Below are 25,523 nucleotides of genomic sequence, written 5' to 3'. Positions count from 1 at the left end.
CCTCACCGGTCGCCCGGAGCATTCTCCGCGACGGGTCGGGCCCCGGCTCGTCGCGGAAAATGCGGCAAGATCAAAGACCTGGAGCAGCGTCCGACGGCGCCGCGATCGGGTGGTGCTCCAGGGCCGCGGCGAGGCGGATCCAGGCCGCCTCGTCGGGGGGCAGGCCGAAGCGCAGGCGGGCGGGCGCCGCCTCGAACCGGCGCACAAAGATCCCGGCGCGGCCGAGACGCCCGAACAGAGCCGGACCGTCGGAGAAGTCGGCGGTGCGAAACAGGCTCGTCCCGCCGACGATCCGGCCGCCGGCGGAGCCGAGCAGGCCGTCGAGCCGGGCCGCGTCGCGGGCCCGCGCGGCGACCGCCTCCCGTCGCCAGGCGGTGTCCGCCAGCGCCCGGCGGCCGATCGCGATCGCCGGGCCCGACACCGCCCAGGGCCCGATGGCGCGGCGCAAGCGGCCGATCAGGGGGTCTTCCGCCACCGCGAAGCCGAGGCGCAGGCCCGCGAGCCCGTAAGTCTTGCCGAAGGAACGCAGCACCAGGCAGCCCGCGGGCGGCGCCCCGCACAGGCTCTCGACGGGTTCGAGATCGACGAAGGCCTCGTCGACGACGAGGAGGCCGCCACGCCCGGCGAGCCGCGCCGCCGCCGCCGCGAGATCGCGGGCCGGCACCACCCGCCCGTCCGGGTTGTTCGGGTTGACGACCACGACCACGTCGGCCGGTGCGTCGAGGTCCGCCGCCTCGGACACGGCGTGCCCGGCCCGGGCCCAGGACGCGGCGTGCTCGGCATAGGTGGGACCGACGACGGCGACGCGGCCGGGCGGCCGCAGACGCGGGATCAGGTCGATCAGGGCCTGCGTGCCGGGCGCGGCGACGACGTGGCTGCGCCGCGCGCCGTAGGCCTGCGCCGCCGCCGCCTCGAGGGCGGCGAGGTCGGCAGGCGCCGGCAGCCGCGTGAAGGCGCTGGCCTCGAGCGCCGGCCACGGATAGGGGATCGGGTTGATCCCCGTCGACAGGTCGATCCAGGGTTCGGGGGCCTGCGGAAACAGCCGGCCGGCCTCGCCGAGGTCGCCCCCGTGCCGGATCGGGCCTTCACCCGCCTCCCCTGCCTCCGTCTCACGTGTCATGGCCGCCCTGCTGCACCCGCCCGACAGCCTCCCGGTTCTCGCCCTCGCCCTGGCGATCGAGGCCGCCCTCGGCTATCCGGACCGCCTCTACAGGCTGGCCGGCCACCCTGTCACCTGGATCGGCGCCCTGATCGCCGTCCTCGACCGGCGCCTCAACCGGGAGGCCGAATCCGACCGGCGCCGGCGCGCCGCCGGGGTGCTGGCCCTGCTGCTCGTCCTGGCGGCGACCGGGCTGACCGCCGCCGGCCTCGCCCTCGCCTGCGGGGCGCTGGGGCTCGTTCCGGGCGCCGTCCTGTGCGCGGTGCTCGCCGCGAGCCTGCCGGCGCAACGCAGCCTGCACGACCACGTCGCCCGGGTGGCGCAGGACCTCGACCGCGACGGCCTCTCCGGCGGGCGCCGGGCGGTCGCGATGATCGTCGGGCGCAACCCCGAGACCCTCGACGAGGCCGCGCTCTGCCGCGCCGCCATCGAGAGCCTGGCCGAGAACTTTTCCGACGGCATCGTGGCGCCGGCCGTCTGGCTCGGCGCCGGCGGCCTCGTCGGGGGGGCGCTCTACAAGGCGATCAACACCGCCGACAGCATGATCGGCCACCGCACGCCCCGCCACGAGGCCTTCGGCTGGGCCTCGGCCCGCCTCGACGACCTCGTCAACCTGCCGGCCTCGCGCCTCACCGCCGGTCTCGTCGTCGCGGCCGCGGCCCTGACCCCGGGGGCCGACGCAAGGGGGGCGCTTCGCGCCGTGCGGCGCGATGCCGGCCGCCACCGCTCGCCCAATGCCGGCTGGCCCGAAGCCGCGATGGCCGGCGCGCTCGGCCTGCGCCTTGCCGGCCCGCGGGTCTACGGCGCGACCCGGGTCGAGGATGCCTGGATGGGGTCGGGCCGGGCGGAGGCGACGGGCGCCGACATCGTCCGCGCGCTGGTGCTGTACCGGCGGGCCTGCCTGCTGCTGTGGGGGCTGGCCGCGGGGCTGTCGTGCCTCGTGCTGGCGAGATGACAGGCCGTCCGGACGGCTCTTCCGGACGGCGTTCCCTGCGCAATCCCGACGTGATCTTCCGGATTTCGCGTCACCGCGTCGCGAGGAGCCGCGCGACGTGGAGCGTCAGCCCCCCGTCGTGCTCATGTGCCGCGGCACCGCGGGCTTGGCCGCGCGAGCGATGACGAAGTCGTGGCCCTTCGGCTTGCGGGTGATCGCCTCCCGGATCGCCTCGGCCACCACGGCGTCGTCGGGGGAGGCGCGGAGCGCCGCCCGCAGGTCGGCGGCGTCCTCCTGGCCGAGGCACAGGTAGAGCTGGCCGGTGCAGGTCAGGCGCACCCGGTTGCAGCTCTCGCAGAAATTGTGGGTGAGCGGCGTGATGAAGCCGAGCCGCCCGCCGGTCTCCTCCACCCGCACGTAGCGGGCGGGCCCCCCGGTGCGGTCGGGGAGCGGGGTGAGGGTGAGGCGCTCGGACAGGCGCTCGCGCACCACCGAGAGCGGCAGGAACTGGTCGACGCGGTCGGGCTCGATGTCGCCGAGCGGCATCACCTCGATCAGCGTCATCTCCATGCCGAGCCCGTGGGCCCAGGCGAGCATCGCCGGGATCTCGTCCTCGTTGACGCCCTTGAGGGCCACGGCGTTGATCTTGACCTTCAGGCCGGCCTCGCGCGCCGCCGCGATGCCGTCGAGCACCGTGTCGAGGTCGCCGCGCCGCGTGATCGCCCGAAACTTGTCGGGGTCGAGGGTGTCCAGCGAGACGTTGATCCGGCGCATGCCGAGGGCCGCCAGTTCCGCGGCGTGCTGGCGCAGGCGGGTGCCGTTGGTGGTCAGCGTCATCTCCTCCAGCGCCCCGGATTCGAGATGGCGCGAGAGGTTGCGGAACAGCCGCATGATGTCCCGGCGCACCAGCGGCTCGCCGCCGGTGATGCGCAGCTTCCTCACGCCGCGCTCCACGAAGACCGAGCAGACCCGGTCCAGCTCCTCGAGGGTGAGCAGGTCGCGCTTGGGCAGGAACGCCATGTCCTCGGACATGCAGTAGACGCAGCGCAGGTCGCAGCGGTCGGTCACCGAGACGCGCAGGTAGGTGATCGCGCGCTGGAACGGGTCGATCAGCGGTGCCGGCCGGGCCGGCACGGGCACGGCCGGCATCGGATCGTCGGTACGGGGACCCCACATGCGCTTCAACTTCCTCGGGACTTAAGGCTCTGGCGGCCGGGTGTCAGCCTGCATATGAGCGCTCGTGAGACCGCGGGCAAGTTGTGCCTGAGGCGCAGGGAGAGGCAAGCCATGACTGATGAGGCGGATTGGCCGACCGAGATCCGGCTGTCGCGCGACAAGCGCACGCTCCACGTCGCGTATGCCGGCGGCGCGGCCTATGCCCTGCCGGCGGAGTACCTGCGGGTCGAGAGCCCCTCGGCCGAGGTGCAGGGCCACGCGCCCTCCGAGCGCCAGTGGATTCCCGGCAAGCGCGAGGTCCAGATCCTGGCGGTGGCCCCCGTCGGCAACTACGCCGTCAAGCTCAGCTTCGACGACATGCACGATACCGGCATCTACGCCTTCGATTTCCTGCGCCGCCTCGGCGAGGAGCAGGCGACGCGGTTTGCCCGCTACGAGGAGGAGCTGGCGGCCCGCTCCTTAAGCCGGGAGCCGGCGCGGCGGCGGTGATTCATGCCAACGGTCGTTGGAAACGACCTTTGGTTCCGTTCTCGAATTTTCATCAAGCCTCTGGCTTGGCATGGACAATTCGAGATGGCCCGATGGCCCGATGCGTCAGCATCTTGGGCCATTGGCATCACACGGAAGCCGGGGCCGGCCGCGACGACGCCGCGAGGCAAAGCGCCGCGACCGCCACCGCCAGCGGCCCGAACGAGACCCACAGGACCACGTCCCAGCCGTAATGGGCGAGCAGCCCGCCGGAGGAGAACGAGCCGAAAGCCATCGTGCCGAACACCACGAAGTCGTTGAGCGACTGGACCCGGGTCCGCTCCTCCGGCCGGTGGCAGTCGAGCACCATGGCGGAGGCGCCGACGAAGCCGAAATTCCAGCCGAGGCCGAGCAGGACCAGGAAGGCCCAGAAATGGGCCAGATCCAGGCCCGACAGCCCGACGATCGCTGCGGTCGCGGTCAGCGCCAGCCCCGCCGCGACGACGACGGGGGCACCGAACCGGGCGATCAGCCGCCCGGTGAAGAAGCTCGGCGCGTACATGGCGATCACGTGCCATTGCAGGCCGAGATTGGCGTCGGCCTGCGTGAACCCGCACAGGTGCATCGCCAGGGGTGCTGCGGTCATCAGGAAGTTCATCAGGAGGTAGGACACCACCCCGCACAGCACCGCGGTGACGAAGCGCGGCTGGCGGGCGATCTCGGCCAGCGGGCGCCCGCCGGAGCGGTCGGCTTGCGTCGGTCCCGGCAGCCGCACGCCCATCAGCACCACGGCCGACAGCGCCGCCACCGCCGCTTGGGCGAGGAACGTGGCGGCAAAGACGTGGGCGGGCCACAGGTCCATCGTGTGGCTGACGAGCTGCGGCCCGATGATCCCGGCGAACACGCCGCCGGCCATGACGGCCGAGAGCGCCCGCGGCCGGCGGTCCGGCGCGACGCAATCGGCGGCGGCGAAGCGGAACGACAGCACCACCGCCGCGTAGGCGCCGCCGAAGAAGGTCGCCAGGCAGAAGAGCCAGAACGACGACAGCACCACGGCGAGCGCCGACAGCAGCCCGACGAGCACGCCGCACCCGGTGCCGGCCAGGAACGCCGCGCGGCGGCCGTGAGACCGGGCGATGCGCCCGGCCGGCAGGGTGCAGGCGGCCATGCCGACGACGAAGATCGAGATCGGCAGGGTGGCGAGCGCCGGATCCGGCGCCAGCCGGCTGCCGATCACGGCGCCGGTGGCGTAGACCACGACCGAGTTGGCGCCGGCGAGCGCCTGGGCGAGGGCGAGGCGCAGCACGTTGCCGGTGCCGGTCGCGGTGGGGAGCCCGGCGAGCGGGGCGGCGGGGTTCGACATCGGTGGCTCTCAGGCGGTGATCCGGGCCCGCCAGCGCGCGTCGCGCGGCGAGGGGCGGCGGTGCAGGCGGGTATCGAGGAGCGCGCGGGCCTTGCTCGTTTCGCCGGCGCGCATCAGGGCGACGAGGAGCGTGTCCTCGATCACCTCGCGCTGCGCCCCGCTGCCGCCGATGCGCACGACCTCACCCGCGACGGGTTCGAGGATCCGCACGCAGAGCGCGTCGTCCCCGTCGGCGAAGGCCAAGGCGGCGCGGCAGATCGCCGGCACCACCTCGCCCGCCGCCAGGGTGCCCGCCTCGACGAGGCCGGTCAGCGCGTCGATCCGGGCTTCGGCTGCGGCGCGGTCCCCGGTCGCGGCGGCGAGCAGGCCCATATGCGCGTCGGCGAAGCCGAAGCCGGCCTTGGTGAAGTACGGGGCGGCGTAGGCCCGGACCTCGTCCCACAGGCCGGCCGGGACCGCGTGCCCATAGGCGTTCAGGCGCCAGAGCAGCGACACCGTGTCGGTGATCACGTTGAGCGACAGGCCTGCCGTCACCGTGGGCCGGACGTGCTCGGCATGGAGGGCCAGCGCGCCTTCCGGGTCGCCGCGCTCCAGGGCCGCCAGGGCCGCGTGCCAGGCGATGTGGCCGTGCAGGATGCCGGCGCGGTCGTAACCCGGCAGCCAGCCGGCGATCAGCGCCTCGGCCTCGGTCCCGGCCCCGTCCTCGAACAGGGCGTGCGACAGGGCATGCGCCCCGTTGGCGTTCTCGCGCCGCAACGAGAAACCGTGCTCGGTGAGCGCCCGTCCGCGGGCCACCGCACCGTTCTCGGTATGGGCCCAGCCGCGGGACACGCCGAACCACCAGTCGTCGGCCTCGTAGGCGTGGGCGTGGCGCTCGCAGAGATCGACCCGGGCCTGGTCGTGGTCGGGCCGGCCCGAGAAGGCGAGGAGCCCGAAGGCGCCGAGCGGCAGCGAAAGGATCAGGGCGTCCCGCGGCCACGAATCGAGATGGGCGAGCGCCCGCGCCAAGGCCGGCTCCGACCGGCCGTCGATCGCCAGCGACAAGACCGCGACATGGCTGCGCTCGCGCTCGGTGCCGGTCTGCGCCACGCACTCCGCCGCCCTGGTGATGCTCGCCCGCGCCGCCGCCGATTCGGAGCGCATCGCGTGCAGGCGGGCCCGGGCGGCATGGGCCAGGGCGAAGGTCGGATCGGCCGCGATCGCCGCGTTGAGCGCCTCCCCGGCGCCCGGCCAGGCGGCGAGCAGGAGGTCGATGCCCGCGCGATAATGCTCGGCGGCGCGGTCGGAGCGGGTCGAGACCGGAAGGCCGCGGCGATCATGGTGGGCCATGAGGGTCTTCTTCTCCGATTCCCGCCCGATGCAGCAAGAGTCTTCTCTGCATAGCGCAAGACCGGCCGGCCGTATTTCGACGGGGCGCCGCTTCGGACGGAATTCCCGCCGGAGTGGGGCGTCGGCAGGCAGGGGGAGACGCCGCACGGTGCAGGACCGCCGCAACCGCTCACGGCTGTCGGGCCGCACGCTTGTGAGGAGGCCGGTGGAGCTGGGGCGGTGAGGGGAGTCTAAGCCGTTCGGAAGGCTGGCGCTTTCACCCCTCCCCCCTCTGCGGGGACTGTCCCGGTACAGGAGTGGCGCGCCTCCCCTCTCCCACACGGGAGAGGGGATCCCGCGCTTTGATTTTTAATGAAATTGTCCCCGGACAGCCCTGCGCAGCAGGGAAACCCGCGCCATACAATCGAGACTATCAGACACATGACCATGAAAAAGGCCGGCACAGGGCCGGCCTTTTTCATCGAGGTGAACCCTGCGCTTCGATCAGCGCTGCACGATCACCTTCGTGCCCACCTTGGCGCGGGTGTACAGGTCCATCACGTCGTCGTTGGTCATCCGGATGCAGCCGGAGGAGACGGCGGTGCCGATGGTCTCGGGCTCGTTGGAGCCGTGGATGCGGTAGAGCGAGCCGCCGAGATACATCGCGCGGGCGCCGAGCGGGTTCTCCGGGCCGCCCTTCATGTAGCGCGGCAGGTCGGGCCGGCGGCGGATCATCTGGGCCGGCGGGCGCCAATCGGGCCACTCGCGCTTCATCGAGATGGTCTGCACGCCGTTCCAGGTGAAGCCCGGGCGGCCGACGCCGACGCCGTAGCGCAGGGCCTGGCCGTTGCCGAGCACGTAGTACAGGCGGCGCTCGGCGGTGGAGACCACGATGGTGCCGGCGCCGTAGGGGCCGGAATAGGCCACCGTCTCGCGCGGGATCGGGCTCAGCTTCGGCACCGAGGCGTCGAGGGGATCGACGGCCGCGGCCGCCGGGGCGGCGGAGCGCACCGTGACGGCGAGCGGCTGGTCGAGGGGCTGGCGGGTGAGCGGGTCGATCTCGTAGGCGGCGGCGGGCGCCGCCCAGGCGGTGACGGCGCAGACCAGCCCGGCCAGGGCGGGAACGAAGCGGCGCATGAAAGCCTCTTGGCTAAGGACAGCTTGGACGGGGACGCGCGGAGCGAAGACGGTGCGAACGCGACCAGCACCGTACGGCGGAACCAATAGCCAAGCCGTAAACGCCCACGGTCCAAAGCCAAGCTTAAATCCGGCCAAGCTTCGCGGTTGCGAAGGCGGCGTTGTGCCCGCGCCACACCGTGGCGGGGCGGGCACGTTTCCGGTCTGTTACCGAAGCGCCGCGAGGGTGCGGCGGGCCCGCTCGGTAATGGCGGAGAAATTGCCGGCGCGGATCTCGGCTTCCGGCGCCAGCCACGAGCCGCCCACCGCCGCGACGTTCGGGAGCGCCAGCCAGGCCTTGGCGTCGGCCTCGCCGATCCCGCCGGTCGGGCAGAACCGGGCCTGCGGGAAGGGTCCGCCGAGCGCCTTGAGCGCCGCCATGCCGCCCGCCGGCACCGCCGGGAAGAACTTCGCCACCGTGAAGCCGGCGGCGAGCACCTGCATCAGGTCGGAGGGCGTGGCGATGCCGGGCATGAACACCATGTCGCTGGCGGCCGCCGCCCGCAGGAGGTCCGGCGTCGCCCCGGGGCTGAGCGCGAAGCGGGCGCCGAGCGCGTGGGCGGTCTCGAGGTCGGCCGGCGTGAGCACCGTGCCGAGGCCCACCACCGCCTCGGGCACCTCCGCCATGATCGCCTTCGCGGCGTCCCGCGCCACCGGGGTGCGCAGGGTGATCTCCAGCGTGGTGATGCCGCCGGCCACCAGGGCGCGGGCCAGCGGCACCGCATGGGCGAGTTCCGGCACGGTGATGACCGGGATCACCGGGGAGGCGGCGAGCAGCGCGTCGAGGCGCTGGCTGCGGGATTCGGTGGTCATGAGGGCGTCCCTTTTTTAAGCGAGGGGCAGATCGGGCATCGCCGACCGGGGGATCACGGCGCCGCGATGGCCGATCACGGTTCCGGCGAGGCGGTGGCCGTGAGACGCGGCCTCGGCGGGCGGGCGGCCGGCAAGCCGCGCCGCCATGTAGGCCGCCGCGAAGCTGTCGCCCGCCGCGGTGGTGTCGACGATCGCGTCCACGGCCGGGGCCGGCACCGTGACGTCCTCGGTCCCGGCGAGCACCCGCACGCTCGGCGGCGAGCCGCCGCCCTTCAGCACGATCTCGCAGCGGCCGCGATGGCGCAAAACCTCCTCCTCGCCGTCCGGCCCGTACAGCCAGTCGAGGTCTTCCGTGGAGGCGAAGATCAGGTCGGCCGCCGCCATCGCGTCGCGGAAGGCGGCTTGCGCCTTCGCCTTGTCGGGCCAGCCGCGGGGCCGGTAATTGGTGTCGAAGGCGACCCGCCCGCCCTTCGCCTGGACGGCCCGGCAGGTCTCGGCCAAAGCCGCCCGCCCGGTCTCGCCGTAGAGCGACAGGCTGATCCCCGACGCGTAGACCAGGTCGTAGCCGGCCAGGGCGGCGCGGGTCTCGGCGGCGCCGGGGCCGGAAAACAGGTCGCGGGCGGCGGCGCTGTCGCGCCAGTAATGGAAGCTGCGCTCGCCGTTTTCGTCGGTGCGGATGATGTAGAGCCCCGGCATCCGCCCGGGCAGGCGCCGGACCCGGCCGGTGCCGATTCCCTCGGCGGCCCAGGCCGCCAGCATCTCCTCGCTCCACGGATCGTCGCCGAGCGCCGTCACGTAATCGACCGCGACGCCGAGCCGGGCGAGGTAGAGGGCGGTGTTCAGCGTATCGCCGCCGTAGCCGCGCAGCAGGCTGCCGTCGGGCCGCTCCGACAGCTCCATCATGCACTCGCCGATGCAGGCGACCCTGGTTGCCATCGTGTCCGTTCTCCCCCGCGTGCCGGCGGATCGACGCGTCGTCCCGAGATCGAGGCCGCGACGATGCAGGCACTGTCCCCTCCCCTTTGGCGAGGAGAGGAGGCCTGTCAACGGCCGCCCCGATCGCGCGACGCGCTGCCCTAAGGGGACATATTTGGGAGTCAACTCTTGAACGGTCCCGGATTCCGGATAGAAGGGGTTACCCAACGTCGCCTCCGGGCGAACGCAGCGACAAGCCCGCGGGTCTTCGAACCCGCCGCAGCCGAGACCCCGATGCATCCGGCCGGGATGGGTCGGGAGGACCGGTTCGACACTAAAAGGCAGCCGCCGATCACCCCAGACATCCGGGATCGCCAGATCCCCGCCGTCTTCCGGAGTTCGCTCGCCATGCCCGTCTACCGCCTGCTCTCCATCTCCCGCGACCGCAACGAGACCCAGTCGCCTCACGGCTTGCCGATCGAGGCGCCGAGCGTGCGCCACGCCGCCGCCCGCGTGCTCGGACGGGCCGACGAAATCTTCTGCGACCGGACCGGAGAGGCCTGGCTCGTCGCCGAGAACGGCGCCCGGGTCTGGAGCCTGAGCCTCGATACCGCGGAGGCCGAGGGCGCGGCCCTGGTCTGAGCCCGCCATCGTGCCGGCCCTTCGCCTCGTTGGCCTCTGCGCCTCGTTGACCTCTGCGCCTTGCTGACGCCGTAAAGCGCCGCGCATCGGGACGGCCCCGAGGCCCGTTCCGAGATCCCCGATTCGATGAGACTCCCGCTTCAGAGCGCCGCGGTCCTGAAGGTTGCGGCCTTCGGCGCCGCGACCGGGCTCGCCCTGGCCGCCACCCCGGCCGCCGCCGATTGGCGCTACTGCCTCGCCCGCGGCCCCTCCCGCACGGTCTACCTGTCGGCTCCGTTCTCGACCGTCGCGGCCATGCCGGCGCTCGACGCCGCCTTCGGGAGCATGCTCGACCGGACCCACCGCGCCCACGACCCCGTCCAATGCCCCCGGGCCGAGGATGCCGCGGCCCTGCGGGCGATGCGCCACACCGCCCTGCGCTACAACCGCCAGGACGGCGTGACCGTGGTCGAGATCGACTGGACCCCCGACCGCGACGCGGCCGCCAAGCGGTAGCCACGCCAACCTCACCGGCCCCGCATCGTCGCGTGCAGCGGAGTTCGCATCGTCCGGCGCATGACCGCCCCGCGCCTCCCACGCTTCCGCCCCGATCGTTAGCATCCTATCTATGAGGCCGATCAATCATCGGCTCTTGCCGAAGCGCGACGGCGATGCGACGCGACCTGCTGCAATCCCTCACCCTCACCCTGCTCCAGGCCGGGCGCGTCTGGCGCCGGGCCGCCGACGAGGTCGTGACCGCCTACGGGCTGACCGAGGCGACCGCCCTGCCGCTCCTGCTGATCGGGCGGCGCGGCGGCGACCTGCGCCAGACGACCCTGGCCGACGCGCTCGGCGTCGAGGGGCCGAGCCTGGTACGCGTCCTCGACCAGCTCTGCGAGGCCGGCCTCGTCACCCGCCGGGAGGACCCGACCGACCGCCGCGCCAAGGTCCTGCACCTGACGGACGAGGGCCGGGCCCGGGCCGCCGCCATCGAGGCGCGGTTCGACGCTCTCCGGGACGCCGTCTTCGCCGATGTCGGCGACGGCGACCTGCTCGCGACCTCGAAGGTCCTGCGCGCGCTCCAGGCCGCGGGAGCGCGCGGCGCGGGCCTTACCGGCGGCGCCGGAGAATCCCCGTGATGCTGCCCGGCTGGCGCCAATGGCTGTTCGCCCTCAAGATCAGCGGCGCGGCGCTGCTGGCCCTCGGCATCGCCCTGTGGATCGACCTGCCGCGGCCGTACTGGGCGATGGCGACCGTCTACATCACCATGCAGCCGCTGTCGGGCGCCACGCGCTCGAAGGCCCTGTACCGGGTGGTCGGCACGCTGATCGGCGTCACGGCCGCGGTCGTGATGGTCCCGCCGCTCGTCAACGCCCCGGAGGTGCTGACCCTGGCGCTCGCGCTCTGGACCGCCGGCTGCCTCTACCTCTCGCTCCTCGACCGCACGCCGCGGGCCTACCTGTTCATGCTCGCCGGCTACACCGCGGCGCTGATCGGCTTCCCGGCGGTGACGGCGCCGCAGACCATCTTCGACACCGCGGTGTCGCGGGCCGAGGAGATCACCCTCGGCATCCTCTGCGCCTCCCTGGTGGCGAGCCTCGTTCTCCCCGAGCCGGTCGGGCCGGTCGTCGCGGCGCGGATCGACGCCTGGCTCAGCGAGGCCGGCCGCTGGACCGGCGACGTGCTCTCGGGCGGCGGCGAGGCGCCGTCCCTCCGGGCCCGGCGCCTGCGGCTGGCCGCCGAGGCCGCCGAGATCGACGCCCTCTCGACCCATCTCGCCTACGACACCTCGGCCCAGAGCCGGGCGGTGCCGCTCGTCCAGCTCCTGCGCGGCCGGATGCTGATGCTGCTTCCGGTCCTCTCCTCCCTGGCCGACCGGATCGCGGCGCTCGACGGCCTGTCGGCCTCACGCCGGAGCTGCGCGGCCTCCTCGCCGATGTCGAGGCGTGGTCGGCGAAAGGCGCGCCGGCCACCGAGGCCGACGCGCTCCTGGCCCGCATCGAGGCCGCCGACCGCCCGCTCCCCGCCCGCCCCTCGTCTCGGGAATCCTGGATCGCCCTGGTCCGTGCGAGCCTGATCGACCGCCTGCGCGAATTGGTGGCGATCGGCCGGGATTGCCGGGCGCTCCAGGACGGCATCGCCCGCGGCGACGGGTCCTTGCGCGGGCCGCTGGCCTTCGCCGGCGAATTCGGCGGCCGGGCGCCGCGCCACCGCGACCACGCCATGGCGTTGCGCTCCGCCCTCGGGGTGTTCCTGGGCATCGTCGCCTGCGTGGCGGTGTGGATCGCCACCGCCTGGCCCGACGGCGCCACCGCGGCGATGATGGGCGCGGTGTTGTGCTGCCTGTTCGCGACCCAGGACGATCCGGCCCCGGCGATCCTGAGCTTCGCCACCTGGACCGGCATCGCCGCGGTCGCGATCGGCGGGCTCCTGTTCGGCGTGATGCCGCTGGTCCACGATTTCGTCAGCCTCGCCCTGGTGCTGGCCCCGGCGCTGATCCTGTGCGGCCTGCTGATGACCAGCCCCAGAACCCTGCCGGTGGGGCTGGCGCTCGGCGTCAACGGCAACGCGCTCCTGGCGATCCAGGACCGCTACACCTCGGAATTCGGGGCCTACGTCAATTCGGGCATCGCTCTCGTCGGCGGCATCTGGCTCGCCGCCCTGGTGACCCGGCTGGTGCGCTCGGTCGGGGCCGAGCACGGCGCCCGCCGGCTGGTGGCGGCGAGCCGGACCGACCTCGCCCGGGCGGCGCGCCGGCGCGGGCGCGGCGACCGCACCGCCTTCGCCCACCTGATGCTCGACCGCCTCGGCCTCCTGGTGCCGCGGCTCGCGGCCGCCGGACCCGACAGCGACCTCGCCCGGATCGACACCCTGGCGGCCTTACGAATCGGGATGAACCTCGTCGCGCTGCGGCGCGCCCGCCACGGCCTGGCCCCCGGGCGGTCGCCACCCTCGACGACGCCCTCGATGCGGTGGCGGCCCATTACGAGGGGCCCCGCGGCCCGGCCTCCGACCCCCTGCGCGACCGCATCGACGCGGCGCTGGCCCGGATCGAGGCGGAACCAGCGGACGACCGTGACGCCCGGCGCGACGCGCTCCTCGGCCTCGTGGGCCTGCGCCGGGCATTGTTTCCCGAAGCGCCGCCCCCCGGCGGCGTCCTGCTTGCGAGGGAGGCCGCCTGATGGCCGATATCGACCTCTACGGCGTCTTCGTGCCGGCCCTGCTGCTCTGGGCGCTCGTCGCCGTCCTGATCAGCCTCGTCCTGCGCCGTCTGATCGAGGCGCTGGGGCTCTACCGGCTGGTCTGGCACCGGCCGCTCTTCGACCTCTGCCTGACCCTCGTGTGCCTCGGCGGCGTCGTGTCGCTCGCCGGCCGCCTGACCTGAAGAACCGAGACATGACCCGCGCGCTCGCCTTCCTCGGCCGCTTCGCCGTCACCGCCGCCATGCTGGCGCTCGCCATCGTGGTCGGGACGGCGCTCTGGGACTACTACCTCGAAGCCCCCTGGACCCGCGACGGGCGGGTGCGGGCGGAGGTCGTCGGCGTCGCTCCCGACGTCTCGGGGCTCGTGCGCGACGTCGAGGTGCGCGACAACCAGCGGGTCAAGCGCGGCGACGTGCTGTTCCGCATCGATCCGGACCGCTTCGCCCTGGCGCTCCGGCAGGCCGAGGCCGTGGTGGCGGGCCGCAAGGCGAACCTGGTCCAGGCCGAGGCCGACCTCGCCCGCTACCGCCAGCTCAGCGACAACGTCGTGTCGCAGCAGAAGCTCGAGGCGACGCTCGCCGCCGAGCAGAGCGCCCGGGCCGTCTACGACCAGGCGGTCGCCGACCGCGACCTCGCCAAGCTCAATCTCGCCCGCTCCGAGGTGCGCGCCTCCGTCAACGGCCGCATCAGCAACCTCGACCTGCGCCCCGGCGCCTATGTCGGAACCGGCAAGGCCGTGATGGCGCTCGTCGACGGCGACACCCTGCACGTCCAGGGGTATTTCGAGGAGACGAAGCTCGACCGCATCCATCCCGGCGACCCGGTCACCGTGCGGCTGATGGGCGAGGACCACGACGTGACCGGCACGGTCGAGAGCATCGCCGCCGGCATCGAGGACCGCGAGCGCAGCGCCGGCTCGTCGCTCCTCGCCAACGTCAACCCGACCTTCGCCTGGGTGCGCCTCGCCCAGCGCGTGCCGGTGCGGATCGCGCTCGATCCCGCCATCGACCGCGACCGCCTCACCGTCGGGCGCACCGCCACCGTGGTGGTGCATCCGGGCGGCGAGCGGCCGGCGGTCCGGCCCTTCGAGGGACTGCGTCATCTGGGGCTACGCGACGGCTGGGAGGCGCTGAAGGCCAGGCTGCCGGCCACCAGGGGCTGATCCGACGTCCGGGCGGTCCGTTCGGATTTCGCCCGGCACGAGGCTGCGGGCCCGATCCCCGCTCACCCCCGATCGGGGTTGGATCGAGGCGAGGCGACACGGCGCGCGGATCGGTCAGATCCGGAACCCCATCCTGAGCGCCCCCCAATGCCGGCCATGGATCCGGATCGGGCTCGCGACCTCGCGCAGGGGCTGGCGGCCGGCCTCGTCCTGCGGGCAGGCCTGGACCAGGAAGGGCCGCGTCGAGCGGGCGGCGGAGAGGCCGGTGCGGTCGTCGTAGAGCCGGCGCTGGCGGGCGTGGAGCGCGTTCCAGGCCGGGTCGCCGGCCCGCGGCGCTTGCGACTGGGCGCGGTTGTGCACCGGGGCGTAGCCGTTGCGGTCGACCGCGATGCAGAAGGCGGTGCGCGGATCGGCCAGCAGCAGCGGCTCGAGGATCGGCGGCAGAAGATCTTCCAGGGCCGGCACCGCGGCGGTGAGGTAATGCGGCGGCTCGATGCCGGCGACCGGGCGGTAGGTGGTGTCGAACAGGGCGTGCGCCGCGAGCCGGCCCGCGGCCAGAGCCTGCTCCAGCACCGCGGCGACCGACGCGGCACCGCCTTGCGCGGCGGCGATCAGGGGCCGGTTCTCCTCCTCGATCGCCACCAGGGCGTCGCGCAGCCGCGCCTCGGACGCGGCCCCGGTGACGGCACAGTGCAGGCCGCGCGGGCTTGCCCCCACCACCTGCACCTGCAACCGGCCGATGCCGCGCGGATCGAGGGAGAGCCGGGCGCCGACCGCGCCGCCGCAGCCCTCCGGCGGGACCAGGAGCAGCCCGCCCCGGCTCAGGTCGAGCACCCGCCCGAGGCCCCAATTGCCGACCCGCACCGCGAGATCGACCGGATAGCGGTCATGCACCCGCCGGTCGCCGATCTCCGCCTGGCGCAAGGCCGCGACGGCCCGCCCGGCGAGCCCTCCGGCGAGGCCGGCGAGACCGGCCCCGGCGGCGCGGGCGGCCTCCATGCGCCGTGCCGCCTCGTCGGCGGCGGTAGCCGCGGCCGCGGCGTCCCCGACGAGGTCGCCGGTGGATTCGGCGAGATCCTGCGCCGCGTCGGAGAGGCGCCAGGCGGACGCCGCCTGCGCCTCGGCCGCCGCCGCGGTGGTGGCGAAGGCCGGGCGCAGGCAGGCGAGCGAGGTCGCCAATCCTCCCATCGCCACCGCCCCGGGCCCGGAGAGGCGGCGGCTCAGGGACCGCACCTCCTCCACCGCCCGGGCGGCATCGGCCGCCAGAAACTTGAATTCCTCCGCCGCCTGCCAGAACGGCGCGCCGCCGATCCCGGCGCGGGCGGCCTCGACCGTGGCGTTGAGGGCGAGGCGGTTGGCCTGCCGCGCCAGGGTCGCCACCGCCTCGACGACGCGGGCGGAATCCTGCGCGGCGCCCATCATCTCGGCCTGGAGCACGCGGCTCTCGGCATCGGTGCGCTCGAGGTGGCGGCCGGCCTGGACCAGCACCCCGGCGAGCCCCTCGGTCTCGGCCGCCAGGGTCTCGGCGGAGGCGCCGAGCGCCCGGCCGCGCGTGCCGGCCTCGTCGGCCCGGATGCCCAGATCGTCGAGCGCGCGGGCGAGGGCGAGGGCGTCGGCCGCCGCCGCCCCGGTCTCGGCGCAGCCGTCCCGGGCGGCGACCCCGACGGCGCGGGCCGCCCGGACCAGCTCGGCCTCGACCCGGTCGACGGCGTCGCGCCCGGCCCGGCCCGCCATGCGCTCCGGCCCGTCGACCGCCGGCGCCGGTGCGGCGAGCGGCGGCAGGATCTCGACCGCGTCGGCGCGGTCGCGGGTCGGGTGGGGCGGGCGGAAGCTCAAACGCATGGCCGAGATCACAGCGCATCGCACTTAAAGGCCGGTTAACCCTGACGAAGCGTCACCGCGACCGTCGCGGATCGGGGCCCCTCCCCCGACGCGCGAGTTGCGCCGGCAGGCGTGGCCGTGGCAGGGTCCGCCGCCTTCGGGCCTTCGGGCCCCTTTCATGAGAGAACGCCGCCGGATGAGCCGCCTGCTCTCCCGCCTCCTGCTCCTGACGCTGCTGGCCGCCCCGCCGGCCCTCGCCGAGGACGCCCCCCTGCCCTCGCCGGTGCGGATCGCCACCGAGGGCGGCCGCCCGCCGTTCAACTACGTCGAGGACGGCAAGCCGGCGGGGTTCGAGGTCGCCCTGGCCCAGGCCCTGTGCGCGGAGGCCAAGCTCACCTGCACGATCGTGCTCCACCAGTGGGACGGCATCATCAAGGGCCTGGAGGCGGGCGAGTACGACGCCATCATGGCGGCGATGGCGATCACCCCGAAGCGGGCCGCCCGCATCGCCTTCACCAGGCCCTACATGCGGATTCCCTTCGCCTACGTGGCGCGGCGGGACACCTCGCTGCCGAACCCGGGTCCCGCGACCCTGCGGGGCCGCACGATCGGCGTGGCGGCGCACGGGCCGCAGGTCGCCTATCTGGAGCAGCGGGTGCCGGGCGCCGAGATCCGCACCTTCGACACCCTCGCCGACGCGACCCTCGACCTGCGGGCCGGCCGGGTCGACCTCGTGCTGGGCGACAAGCTCGAACTCGCCAATTTCCTCGCGCGGCCCGAGGGCGAGGCCTGCTGCCGGTTCGTCGGCGAGGTCCCGGCGGGCGAGCCGCTGCTCGGCGAGGGCGCCGGAATCGGCCTGCGCAAGGGCGACACCGCCCTGCGCGAGACCTTCGAGCGGGCGCTCGCCGCGCTGGTCGCGGACGGGCGCTACGACCGCCTCCGGGCGACGTACATCCCGTTCGATACCAAGTGACGACAGACCGGTGACGCCACCCGTTTGACGGGCGCAGGGGCGGCTCACTACACCGGGGACCGATCGCCGGGACAACGGCGTGGGAGGATGGACGCATGGCAAAGGTCGCGTTTCTGGGTCTCGGCGTGATGGGGGGGCCGATGGCCCGTCACCTCGCCGCCAAGGGCCATGACGTCACGGTCTACAACCGCACCAGGGCCAAGGCCGACGACTGGGTGAGCGCCCATGGCGGCAAGGCCGCGGCGACGCCGCGCGAGGCGGCCGAGGGCCAGGAGATCGTCTTCGCCTGCGTCGGCAACGACGACGACCTGCGCCAGGTCACGACCGGGCCGGACGGCGCCTTCGCGGCGATGGGCAAGGGTGCGGTCTTCGTCGACCACACCACCGCCTCGGCGGAGGTGGCCCGCGAGCTGTCCGAGGCGGCGGGCAAGGCCGGGTTCGGCTTCATCGACGCACCCGTGTCCGGCGGCCAGGCCGGCGCCGAGAACGGCGTGCTCACGGTGATGTGCGGCGGCGAGCCTGCCACCTTCGCCCGGGTCGAGCCGGTGATCGGGTCGTATGCCCGCGCCTGCCGGCTGCTGGGGCCGGTCGGCGCCGGCCAGCTCGCCAAGATGATGAACCAGATCTGCATCGCCGGCCTCGTCCAGGGCCTGTCGGAGGCGGTGCATTTCGGCAAGCAGGCCGGGCTCGACATCGAGGCGGTGCTCGACGTGATCTCCAAGGGCGCCGCCGGCTCCTGGCAGATGGAGAACCGCGGCAAGACCATGAACGAGGGTAAGTTCGATTTCGGCTTCGCCGTCGACTGGATGCGCAAGGATCTGTCGATCGTGCTCGCCGAGGCCCGCCGCAACAAGGCGAAGCTCCCGGTGACGGCCCTCGTCGACCAGTTCTACGCCGAGGTGCAGAGCCTGGGCGGCGGGCGCTGGGATACGTCGAGCCTGATCGCGCGGCTGGAGAAGTAAAGGCGCGCCAACCGCCTTTCGTCTCACCCTCCGGGTCATTCCGGGGCCGCGCAGCGGAGCCCGGAATCCAGAATCGCAGGTCGTTCAGGATAGAGCGGAACGCATCTCGCTTGTTTCTGCACCCTCCGGGGTTCTGGATCCCGGGCTCTCGCCTTCGGCGAGCCCCGGGATGACCCTGCGAGGGGGAAATCTAGCGCGAAAAAGCGCGCCTCTACTTCCCCACCAGGCAGCTCACCGCCCTGCGCCATCCCGCCAGCCGGCGCTCGCGCAAGCTCGGCTCCATCGCCGGGGTGAAGCGGCGCTCCAGGCGCCAATGGTCGGCGAAGTGCTCGGGCTCCGGGTAGAGGCCGCAGGCGAGGCCGGCGAGATAGGCCGCGCCCAACGCCGTCGTCTCCTTCACCTCGGGCCGGTCGACGGGGGCGGCCAGCAGGTCGGCGAGGCGCTGCATCGTCCAGTCGGAGGCGACCATGCCGCCATCGACCCGCAGCACCGTGGCGCTCCCCTCCCCGTCCGACCAGTCGGCCCGCATCGCGGCCAGGAGATCGGCGGTCTGGTAGCAGACGCTCTCGAGCGCGGCGCGGGCGAGCTCGGCCGGGCCGGTGCCGCGGGTGAGGCCGAACAGGGCGCCCCGCGCGTCGGGCTCCCAGTGCGGCGCGCCGAGGCCGACGAAGGCCGGCACCAGGTAGACGTCTTGCGCCGGATCGGCCCGCTCGGCGAGCGCTCCGGTCTCGGCGGCCGATTCGATGATCCCGAGCCCGTCGCGCAGCCACTGCACCGCGGCGCCGGCGACGAAGATCGAGCCTTCGAGCGCGTAGGTGCGTTTCCCGTCGAGCTGATAGGCGATGGTGGTCAGGAGCTTGTTCTTCGACGCCACCGGCTGCGACCCGGTGTTGAGGAGGGCAAAGCACCCGGTGCCGTAGGTCGACTTGACCATGCCGGGCCGGAAGCAGGCCTGCCCCACCGTCGCCGCCTGCTGGTCGCCGGCCACGCCCCGGATCGGGATCGCGGTGCCGAACAGCTCCGGGTCGGTCTCGCCGAAATCTCCCGACGAATCGCGCACCTCCGGCAGCATCGAGGCCGGGACGCCCAAGAGCGCCATCAGCTCGTCGTCCCAGGCGCCGCGATGGATGTCGAAGAGCAGGGTGCGCGAGGCGTTGGTGGCGTCGGTGACGTGGAGCCGGCCGCCGGTGAGGCGCCAGAGGAGATACGAATCGACGGTGCCGAAGGCGAGCTCGCCGGCCTCGGCCCGGGCGCGGACGCCGGGCACGTTGTCGAGGATCCAGGCGATCTTGGTGCCGGAGAAATAGGGATCGAGGATCAGGCCGGTCTTCGCCGTCACCGCGGGCTCGTGGCCCGCCTCCTTCAGGCGGGCGCAGATCCCGGCCGAGCGCCGATCCTGCCAGACGATGGCGCGATGCACCGCCTCGCCGGTGCGCTTGTCCCAGACCAGCGTCGTCTCGCGCTGGTTGGTGATGCCGACCGCCGCCACGTCCCGGGCCGTCACCCCGGCCTGCCTCATCGCCGCCCGGCAGGTCTCGAGGGTGGTGCGCCAGAGGTCCTCCGGCTCGTGCTCGACCCAGCCCGAGGCCGGGAAATGCTGCGGGAACTCGGCCTGGGCGAGGCCGGCGATCGAGGTGTCGGGCCGGAACAGCAGGGCGCGCGAGGAGGTGGTGCCCTGGTCGATGGCGAGGATGAGGGAGGACATCGTAAGGCTCTTGCGCGGTGCGTTAGAGGGGCGGCGGCTCCAGCGTGGCGAGGCCGATCGTGTCGGCCGCCCGGCGAAGCCGCGCGTCGAAGGTGGCGAAGGGCAGGCCGGTGACCTGGAGCAGCGCGAGGTGCAGGGCATCGGGACCGCGCACGCCGAGGGTGGCATCCTCGACGATGGTGCGGGCGAGGGCGAACATCTGGCGGGTGATGGTCAGCGGGCGGCCACGGACCTCGCGCCAAGACGTGAACAGTCCAACGACCTCGCGGGCTTCCTCGGCTTTCGCTTTGCGCTCACGCACCAACCGGGAGAGTGTCGCTGAGAATTCCAGAACGACGAGATCGGAGAAGACAGGTTGGACCGCCGGATCGAGCAGCCATGCCTCGATTCTTGAGCTTTCGGCCTCCTTGACGAAAGCTGGAAGCAGGACGTTAGTATCGCAGTAGATACGGATCACAGCCCCTCGTCCCGCATCTGACGGACAACGGCAGTGATATCGACTGGCTTGGAAAGAGTTACCCGCCGTTCGCGAAGCCGATCCATCTCCTCCTTCGTTACCGGCCGCGGCTCAGTCGGAATGAGCTGAATCAAATCCTCGTCCAGACGTGTGATGATCACCTCCTCACCCGCACTCGCCTTGGCGAGGAGTTCGGGCAAGCGGGTGATGGCGTCTTCCATCCTGTAATAGGCCATGACAACCTCCGTGGCGGCATCGGCCGCCAGGATAGCGGAAGCCGGCCCTCCGCGGGAAGGAGAGCCGGGGCTCGCGCGCCCCGGCTCCCTCATCCTCAACCGCGCTTCGGCGGCGAGGCCGGCCAGCTCTTGATCAGGGTGTCGTAGTCGATCGTCTCACCCTTCGGCTTCTCGTCGGCGAGCTTGCGCTGGGGGGCCAGCGTGCCGTCCTTCTTGGCCTGCTCGTACCAGTGCTCGGCCGAGGTCTTGGGGTTCAGCTTCGGACCGCACTCGCCCTGGACCTTGGAGCGCTCGAGGCGCGCCATCACGTCGTCCTGGGCGTTGGCGAGCGCGTCCATCGCCGCCTGCGGGGTCTTGGCGCCCGAGGAGGCGTCGCCGATGTTCTGCCACCACAGCTGGGCGAGCTTGGGATAGTCCGGCACGTTCACGCCGGTCGGGGTCCACTGCGTGCGGGCCGGCGAGCGGTAGAACTCGACCAGGCCGCCGAGCTTCGGCGCCCGCTCGGTGAAGGACTTGTCCCAGATGTCGCTCTCACGGATGAAGGTGAGGCCGACATGGCTCTTCTTCAGGCTGACCGTCTTCGAGACGATGAACTGCTGGTAGAGCCAGGCCGCCTTGCGGCGATCGAGGGGGGTGGACTTCAGCAGGGTGAGCGAGCCGGCATCCTGGTAGCCGAGCTTCATGCCCTCCTTCCAGTACGGGCCCTTCGGCGAGGGCGCCATGCGCCACTTCGGGGTGCCGTCCTGGTTCATCACCGGCAGACCGGGCTTGACCATGTCGGCGGTGAAGGCGGTGTACCAGAACATCTGCTGGGCGACGTTGCCCTGCGACGGGACCGGTCCCGATTCCGAGAAGGTCATGCCGGCGGCCTGCGGCGGGGCGTACTTCTTCAGCCACTCGACGTACTTCGTCACCGAGTAGACCGCGGCCGGACCGTTGGTGTCGCCGCCGCGCTCGATCGAGGAGCCGACCGGACGGCAGCCCTCCATGCGGATGCCCCACTCGTCGACCGGCTTGCCGTTCGGGAGGCCCCTGTCGCCGTTGCCGGCCATCGACAGCCAGGCATCGGTGAAGCGCCAGCCCAGGCTGGGATCCTTCTTGCCGTAGTCCATGTGGCCATAGACCTTGACGCCGTCGATCTCCTTCACGTCGTTGGTGAAGAATTCGGCGATGTCCTCGTAGGCCGACCAGTTGACCGGCACGCCGAGCTCGTAGCCGTATTTGGCCTTGAACTTCTGCTTGAGGTCGGCGCGGGTGAACCAGTCGTAGCGGAACCAGTACAGGTTGGCGAATTGCTGGTCGGGCAGCTGGTAGAGCTTGCCGTCCGGGCCGGTGCCGAAGGACTTGCCGATGAAGTCGTCGAGGTCGAGGGTCGGCGAGGTGACATCCTTGGCCTCATTCTTCATGAAGTCCGACAAGGCGACGGTCTGGCCGTAGCGGAAATGGGTGCCGACGAGGTCGGAATCGTTGATCCAACCGTCGTAGATGTTCTTGCCCGACTGCATCTGGGTCTGGATCTTCTCGACCACGTCGCCCTCCTGCAGGAGGTCGTGGCGGAGCTTGATCCCGGTGATCTCGGAGAAGGCCTTGGCGAGGGTGCGGGCCTCGTATTCGTGGGTGGTGATCGTCTCGGAGACGAAGTTGATCTCCATGCCGGCGAAGGGCTTCGCCGCATCGACGAACCACTGCATCTCCTTGAGCTGCTCCTCCTTCGACAGGGTCGAGGGCTGGAACTCGGTGTCGACCCAGCGCTTGGCCTCTTCCATGCCGGCAAAGGCATGGCCTGCGGCGAGGCTGAGCGCGAGCGCGCTCGCGGCCGTCAAAAGACGATGGCGTTTCATCTTGGTCATCCTCCCTCTGGTGGTTCTCGGCCCGCCTGATGCCGGCTGGCTGCCGGACGTAAGCGACGGGGTCTTCTTACGCGAAGCGGAACATCACCGCCCCGTAGACGAGCGAGAGCGCGAGCGCCCATTCCAGGCTCGGGCCGACGAGGCCGAGCCAGGCGAGATTGATGAAGGCGGTCCCGACCAGCGTCAGGAACAGCCGGTCGCCGCGGGTCGTCGGGATCCGCAGGATCCCGACCTGTTCGGTCTCCGGGCGCCACACGGCGAGCGCGGTCATCAGGGCGAGCAGGCCGGCGATGACCGCAAAGAAGATCGCGGTCTGCCAGGTCCAGGCCATCCAGGCGAAATCAGGCATCGGACGAACTCCCGGTCAGACGCGGCCGAGGGCGAAGCCCTTGGCGATGTAGTTGCGCACGAACCAGATCACGAGGGCGCCCGGCACGATGGTGAGCACGCCGGCCGCAGCCAAGAGGCCCCAATCCATGCCGGCGGCCGAGACCGTGCGGGTCATGGTGGCGGCGATGGGCTTGGCGTCGACCGAGGTGAGCGTCCGGGCGAGCAGCAGCTCGACCCAGGAGAACATGAAGCAGAAGAACGCGGCGACGCCGATGCCCGACGCGATCAGCGGCATGAAGATCTTGATGAAGAAGCGCGGGAAGGAATAGCCGTCGATCGCCGCGGTCTCGTCGATCTCGCGCGGCACGCCGGACATGAAGCCTTCGAGAATCCATACCGCCAGCGGCACGTTGAACAGGCAATGGGCCAACGCCACCGCCCAGGGCGTGTCGAACAGGCCGACCGCCGAGTAGAGGTTGAAGAACGGCAGCGCGAACACCGCCGGCGGCGCCATCCGGTTCGAGAGCAGCCAGAAGAACAGGTGCTTGTCGCCGATGAAGCTGTAGCGCGAGAAGGCGTAGGCCGCGGGCAGAGCCAGCCCGATCGACAGCACCGTGTTGATCGCCACGTAGGACAGCGAGTTCAGGTAGCCGCCGTACCAGCTCGGATCGGTGAAGATCCGGATGTAGTTGTCGAACGTGATCGCATGCGGCCAGAGCGTCATGCCGGAATTGATTTCCTGGTTGGTCTTCAGGCTCATGTTCACGAGCCAGTAGATCGGGACCATCAGGAACAGCAGGTAGAGCGTCATCACGACGTGGCGCGGGCGCATCAGGCGGCCCTCCGGTCGAGCGGGATGGTGGTGGCTTGGGGTAGGCTGCCGGCGGCAGCCGCATCCGACGGATCGTCGGCCAGCACCGTGCGGTTGCCGGCATCGACGTTGGTCATCACGGTGTAGAACACCCAGCAGACGCTCAGGATGATGAGGTTGTAGACCAGCGACATCGCCGCCGCCCGGCCGAGATCGAACTGACCCAAAGCCAGCTTGACGAGGTCGATCGACAGGAAGGTCGTGGCGTTGCCGGGCCCGCCGCCGGTGAGCACGAAGGGCTCGGTGTAGATCATGAACGAATCCATGAAGCGCAGCAGCACGGCGATCAGCAGGACGCGGCGCATCTTCGGCAGCTGGATGGTGCGGAAGATCGCCCACTGGCTCGCCCCGTCGATGCGGGCGGCCTGATAATAGGCGTCGGGGATCGACTTGAGACCCGCGTAGCAGAGCAGTGCGACGAGGCTGGTCCAGTGCCAGACGTCCATGGTCACGATCGTGACCCAGGCGGCGAGCGCCGAGCCGGCGTAGTTGTAGTCGATGCCGAGGCTGTTGAGGGTCGCGCCCAAGAGCCCGATATCGGTGCGGGCGAAGACCTGCCAGATCGTGCCGACGACGTTCCACGGGATCAGCAGCGGCAGGGCCATCAGCACGAGGCAGAAGGCGACCGAGCGGCCCTCGCGTGGCATCGAGAGCGCCACCGCGATGCCGAGCGGCACCTCGATCGCCAGGATGATCGCGGAGAAGAGCAGGTTGCGCCACAGCGAATCGAAGAAGCGCTCGCCGAACTGGGTCGAGGGGTCGAGCAGTTCCTGGAACCAGCCGAGGCCGTTCCAGAAGAACTGGTTGTTCCCGAACGTATCCTGGAACGAGTAGTTGACCACGGTCATCAGCGGCAGCACCGCCGAGAAGGCGACGACGGCGAAGACCGGCAGGACGAGGAGCCAGGCCTTCTGGTTGACGGTCTTGGTCATGCGGCCTCCCCGGGCACCAGGGCGCCGTCGGCGTAGATGTGGATCTGGCGCGGATCGAGGGTCAGCGCCGCCTCATTCCCGTCGAGGCTCTGGCCCTCCGCCACCGTCGCGACGAGGGCCCGGCCGCCGAGTTCGACCCGGGCGAGGCGCTGGCGGCCGATATCGTCGATGCGCTTGACCTGTACGGGCAGCCCTAGCCCCTTCGGCGCCAGGTGCACGTATTCGGGTCGGACACCCAGCTCGATGCGCTTGCCCTTGGGCAGTGCCGGATAGTGCCGGGCGAGCGGGATGGCGTGGCCCTCGATCGTCGCGGTCGCGCCCTGCACCTCGGCGGGAAGCAGGTTCATGCCCGGCGAGCCGATGAAGTGGCCGACGAAGGTGTGGGCCGGGCGCTCGAAGAGCTCATCCGGCGTGCCGGTCTGCACCACGGCGCCGTCATGCATCACCACCACCGTGTCGGCGAAGGTCAGCGCCTCGGTCTGGTCGTGGGTGACGTAGATCATCGTCAGGTCGAGCTTGCGATGCAGCTCCTTGAGGGTCGAGCGCAGCTGCCATTTCAGGTGCGGGTCGATGACGGTGAGCGGCTCGTCGAACAGGATCGCCGCCACGTCCGGGCGCACGAGGCCCCGGCCGAGCGAGATCTTCTGCTTCATATCCGCCGTCAGGTTGTTGGCGCGGCGGTCGAGCACCCGGGTGAGGTCGAGGAGACCTGCGATCTCCTCCACCCGCGACCGGATGGTGGCCGGCGCGACGCGCCGATTCTTCAACGGGAAGGCCAGGTTCTCCCGCACCGTCATGGTGTCGTAGACGACCGGGAACTGGAACACCTGGGCGATGTTGCGCCCTTCCGTCGGCACCGTGGTCACGTCGCGGTCGTCGAACAGGATGCGGCCGCGGGTCGGGACCACGAGCCCCGAGATGATGTTCAGCAACGTGGACTTGCCGCAGCCTGACGGCCCGAGCAGCGCATAGGCACCGCCCTGGCGCCAGACGTGGTCGATCTCCTTGAGAGCGTAATCCTGCGGGCCTTGCGGGTTCGGCCCGTAGGCATGGGCGAGATGGTCGAGGGTGATGCGGGCCATGGATCT

General features: G+C 71.9%; 25 protein-coding genes and 1 pseudogene. 10 read left to right on the top strand and 16 right to left on the bottom strand.

Annotation, left to right across the window (positions count from 1 at the left end; translation table 11 throughout):
* Positions 1-70: 70 nt before the first annotated feature.
* The gene (gene cobD / locus F1D61_RS08285; protein ID WP_203157446.1) at positions 71-1,120 is read right to left on the bottom strand and encodes a threonine-phosphate decarboxylase CobD; all 1,050 of its coding nucleotides are present in this window, start codon (positions 1,118-1,120) and stop codon (positions 71-73) included.
* Here cobD and cbiB point away from each other — a divergent pair.
* Positions 1,119-2,114 (top strand): adenosylcobinamide-phosphate synthase CbiB, encoded by a 996-nt coding sequence (gene cbiB, locus F1D61_RS08280; protein ID WP_203157445.1) that lies wholly within the window; start codon positions 1,119-1,121, stop codon positions 2,112-2,114. The two genes, cobD and cbiB, sit on opposite strands and share 2 nt — an antisense overlap.
* Before the next feature lie 105 nt (positions 2,115-2,219).
* Here cbiB and moaA read toward each other — a convergent pair whose 3' ends face one another.
* Positions 2,220-3,269 carry a GTP 3',8-cyclase MoaA gene (gene moaA, locus F1D61_RS08275; protein ID WP_203157444.1) on the bottom strand — a complete coding sequence of 350 codons (1,050 nt, stop codon included), beginning with the start codon at positions 3,267-3,269 and terminating at the stop codon, positions 2,220-2,222.
* 111 nt (positions 3,270-3,380) lie between these two features.
* Between moaA and F1D61_RS08270 the strand changes: the two genes are divergently transcribed.
* Positions 3,381-3,758, top strand: a complete 378-nt coding sequence (locus F1D61_RS08270; protein ID WP_203157443.1) for a gamma-butyrobetaine hydroxylase-like domain-containing protein — start codon at positions 3,381-3,383, stop codon at positions 3,756-3,758.
* A gap of 127 nt (positions 3,759-3,885) precedes the next feature.
* Here F1D61_RS08270 and F1D61_RS08265 read toward each other — a convergent pair whose 3' ends face one another.
* The 5 genes from F1D61_RS08265 to F1D61_RS08245 all read right to left on the bottom strand — a co-directional run bounded on the left by F1D61_RS08265 (position 3,886) and on the right by F1D61_RS08245 (position 9,333).
* Positions 3,886-5,100 (bottom strand): MFS transporter, encoded by a 1,215-nt coding sequence (locus F1D61_RS08265; protein ID WP_203157442.1) that lies wholly within the window; start codon positions 5,098-5,100, stop codon positions 3,886-3,888.
* Positions 5,101-5,109: 9 nt separating this feature from the next.
* A complete protein-coding gene (locus F1D61_RS08260) occupies positions 5,110-6,429 on the bottom strand; it encodes a tetratricopeptide repeat protein (RefSeq protein ID WP_203157441.1) in 1,320 nt (439 codons plus the stop codon).
* A 483-nt stretch (positions 6,430-6,912) separates the two neighbouring features.
* Positions 6,913-7,545, bottom strand: coding sequence for a L,D-transpeptidase (locus tag F1D61_RS08255; protein WP_203157440.1), 633 nt, complete (start codon positions 7,543-7,545; stop codon positions 6,913-6,915).
* A 207-nt stretch (positions 7,546-7,752) separates the two neighbouring features.
* Positions 7,753-8,397: a bifunctional 4-hydroxy-2-oxoglutarate aldolase/2-dehydro-3-deoxy-phosphogluconate aldolase gene (gene eda / locus F1D61_RS08250; RefSeq protein WP_203157439.1), complete on the bottom strand. Its 645-nt coding sequence runs from the start codon at positions 8,395-8,397 to the stop codon at positions 7,753-7,755.
* 15 nt (positions 8,398-8,412) lie between these two features.
* Positions 8,413-9,333, bottom strand: coding sequence for a sugar kinase (locus F1D61_RS08245; RefSeq protein WP_203157438.1), 921 nt, complete (start codon positions 9,331-9,333; stop codon positions 8,413-8,415).
* Between the two features lie 387 nt (positions 9,334-9,720).
* Between F1D61_RS08245 and F1D61_RS08240 the strand changes: the two genes are divergently transcribed.
* The 6 genes and pseudogenes from F1D61_RS08240 (at position 9,721) to F1D61_RS08215 (ending at position 14,298) form a co-directional block, all read left to right on the top strand.
* Positions 9,721-9,954 carry a hypothetical protein gene (locus tag F1D61_RS08240; RefSeq protein ID WP_203157437.1) on the top strand — a complete coding sequence of 78 codons (234 nt, stop codon included), beginning with the start codon at positions 9,721-9,723 and terminating at the stop codon, positions 9,952-9,954.
* A gap of 126 nt (positions 9,955-10,080) precedes the next feature.
* Complete coding sequence (locus tag F1D61_RS08235) at positions 10,081-10,449, top strand: hypothetical protein (RefSeq protein ID WP_246775781.1); 369 nt, start codon at positions 10,081-10,083, stop codon at positions 10,447-10,449.
* Positions 10,450-10,604: 155 nt separating this feature from the next.
* The gene (locus F1D61_RS08230) at positions 10,605-11,072 is read left to right on the top strand and encodes a MarR family winged helix-turn-helix transcriptional regulator (protein WP_203157436.1); all 468 of its coding nucleotides are present in this window, start codon (positions 10,605-10,607) and stop codon (positions 11,070-11,072) included.
* Positions 11,072-12,807, top strand: a pseudogene (locus F1D61_RS35320) (FUSC family protein); the annotation flags it as partial. The gene F1D61_RS08230 and the pseudogene F1D61_RS35320, both read left to right, overlap by 1 nt.
* A gap of 307 nt (positions 12,808-13,114) precedes the next feature.
* Positions 13,115-13,318, top strand: coding sequence for a DUF1656 domain-containing protein (locus F1D61_RS08220; protein WP_203157435.1), 204 nt, complete (start codon positions 13,115-13,117; stop codon positions 13,316-13,318).
* 11 nt (positions 13,319-13,329) lie between these two features.
* Positions 13,330-14,298, top strand: coding sequence for an efflux RND transporter periplasmic adaptor subunit (locus tag F1D61_RS08215; RefSeq protein ID WP_203157434.1), 969 nt, complete (start codon positions 13,330-13,332; stop codon positions 14,296-14,298).
* Positions 14,299-14,412: 114 nt separating this feature from the next.
* On the opposite strand, the gene F1D61_RS08210 is transcribed toward F1D61_RS08215, so the two are convergent.
* Positions 14,413-16,140: a methyl-accepting chemotaxis protein gene (locus tag F1D61_RS08210; RefSeq protein WP_203157433.1), complete on the bottom strand. Its 1,728-nt coding sequence runs from the start codon at positions 16,138-16,140 to the stop codon at positions 14,413-14,415.
* Between the two features lie 175 nt (positions 16,141-16,315).
* Between F1D61_RS08210 and F1D61_RS08205 the strand changes: the two genes are divergently transcribed.
* Together F1D61_RS08205 and F1D61_RS08200 are read left to right on the top strand one after the other, a co-directional pair.
* A complete protein-coding gene (locus F1D61_RS08205) occupies positions 16,316-17,092 on the top strand; it encodes a transporter substrate-binding domain-containing protein (protein WP_203157432.1) in 777 nt (258 codons plus the stop codon).
* 95 nt (positions 17,093-17,187) lie between these two features.
* On the top strand, positions 17,188-18,054 hold the full coding sequence (locus F1D61_RS08200) for an NAD(P)-dependent oxidoreductase (protein ID WP_203157431.1): 867 nt from the start codon (positions 17,188-17,190) through the stop codon (positions 18,052-18,054).
* Positions 18,055-18,265: 211 nt separating this feature from the next.
* Here the strand turns inward: F1D61_RS08200 and glpK are convergent, their stop codons facing one another.
* From glpK to F1D61_RS08160, 8 genes are all read right to left on the bottom strand, one after another.
* Complete coding sequence (glpK, locus tag F1D61_RS08195; RefSeq protein ID WP_203157430.1) at positions 18,266-19,759, bottom strand: glycerol kinase GlpK; 1,494 nt, start codon at positions 19,757-19,759, stop codon at positions 18,266-18,268.
* 22 nt (positions 19,760-19,781) lie between these two features.
* The gene (locus F1D61_RS08190; protein WP_203157429.1) at positions 19,782-20,216 is read right to left on the bottom strand and encodes a type II toxin-antitoxin system VapC family toxin; all 435 of its coding nucleotides are present in this window, start codon (positions 20,214-20,216) and stop codon (positions 19,782-19,784) included.
* The gene (locus F1D61_RS08185; RefSeq protein WP_203157428.1) at positions 20,213-20,452 is read right to left on the bottom strand and encodes a type II toxin-antitoxin system Phd/YefM family antitoxin; all 240 of its coding nucleotides are present in this window, start codon (positions 20,450-20,452) and stop codon (positions 20,213-20,215) included. The genes F1D61_RS08190 and F1D61_RS08185 overlap by 4 nt, the downstream gene beginning before the upstream one ends.
* A gap of 95 nt (positions 20,453-20,547) precedes the next feature.
* Entirely contained in the window at positions 20,548-22,293 is a 1,746-nt protein-coding gene (locus tag F1D61_RS08180; RefSeq protein ID WP_203157427.1) for an ABC transporter substrate-binding protein, read from the bottom strand.
* 76 nt (positions 22,294-22,369) lie between these two features.
* Complete coding sequence (locus F1D61_RS08175; protein WP_203157426.1) at positions 22,370-22,651, bottom strand: DUF2160 domain-containing protein; 282 nt, start codon at positions 22,649-22,651, stop codon at positions 22,370-22,372.
* Between the two features lie 15 nt (positions 22,652-22,666).
* The gene (locus tag F1D61_RS08170; RefSeq protein WP_099906658.1) at positions 22,667-23,464 is read right to left on the bottom strand and encodes a carbohydrate ABC transporter permease; all 798 of its coding nucleotides are present in this window, start codon (positions 23,462-23,464) and stop codon (positions 22,667-22,669) included.
* Entirely contained in the window at positions 23,464-24,435 is a 972-nt protein-coding gene (locus F1D61_RS08165) for a carbohydrate ABC transporter permease (protein ID WP_203157425.1), read from the bottom strand. The genes F1D61_RS08170 and F1D61_RS08165 overlap by 1 nt, the downstream gene beginning before the upstream one ends.
* Positions 24,432-25,517: an ABC transporter ATP-binding protein gene (locus F1D61_RS08160; RefSeq protein ID WP_203157424.1), complete on the bottom strand. Its 1,086-nt coding sequence runs from the start codon at positions 25,515-25,517 to the stop codon at positions 24,432-24,434. Before F1D61_RS08160 ends, F1D61_RS08165 begins: the two co-directional genes overlap by 4 nt.
* Positions 25,518-25,523 lie beyond the last annotated feature (6 nt).

The organism is Methylobacterium aquaticum (genome assembly GCF_016804325.1).
GTDB classification, from domain to species: Bacteria; Pseudomonadota; Alphaproteobacteria; order Rhizobiales; family Beijerinckiaceae; genus Methylobacterium; species Methylobacterium aquaticum_C.
This window is presented reverse-complemented; position numbering and strand designations above follow the sequence as displayed.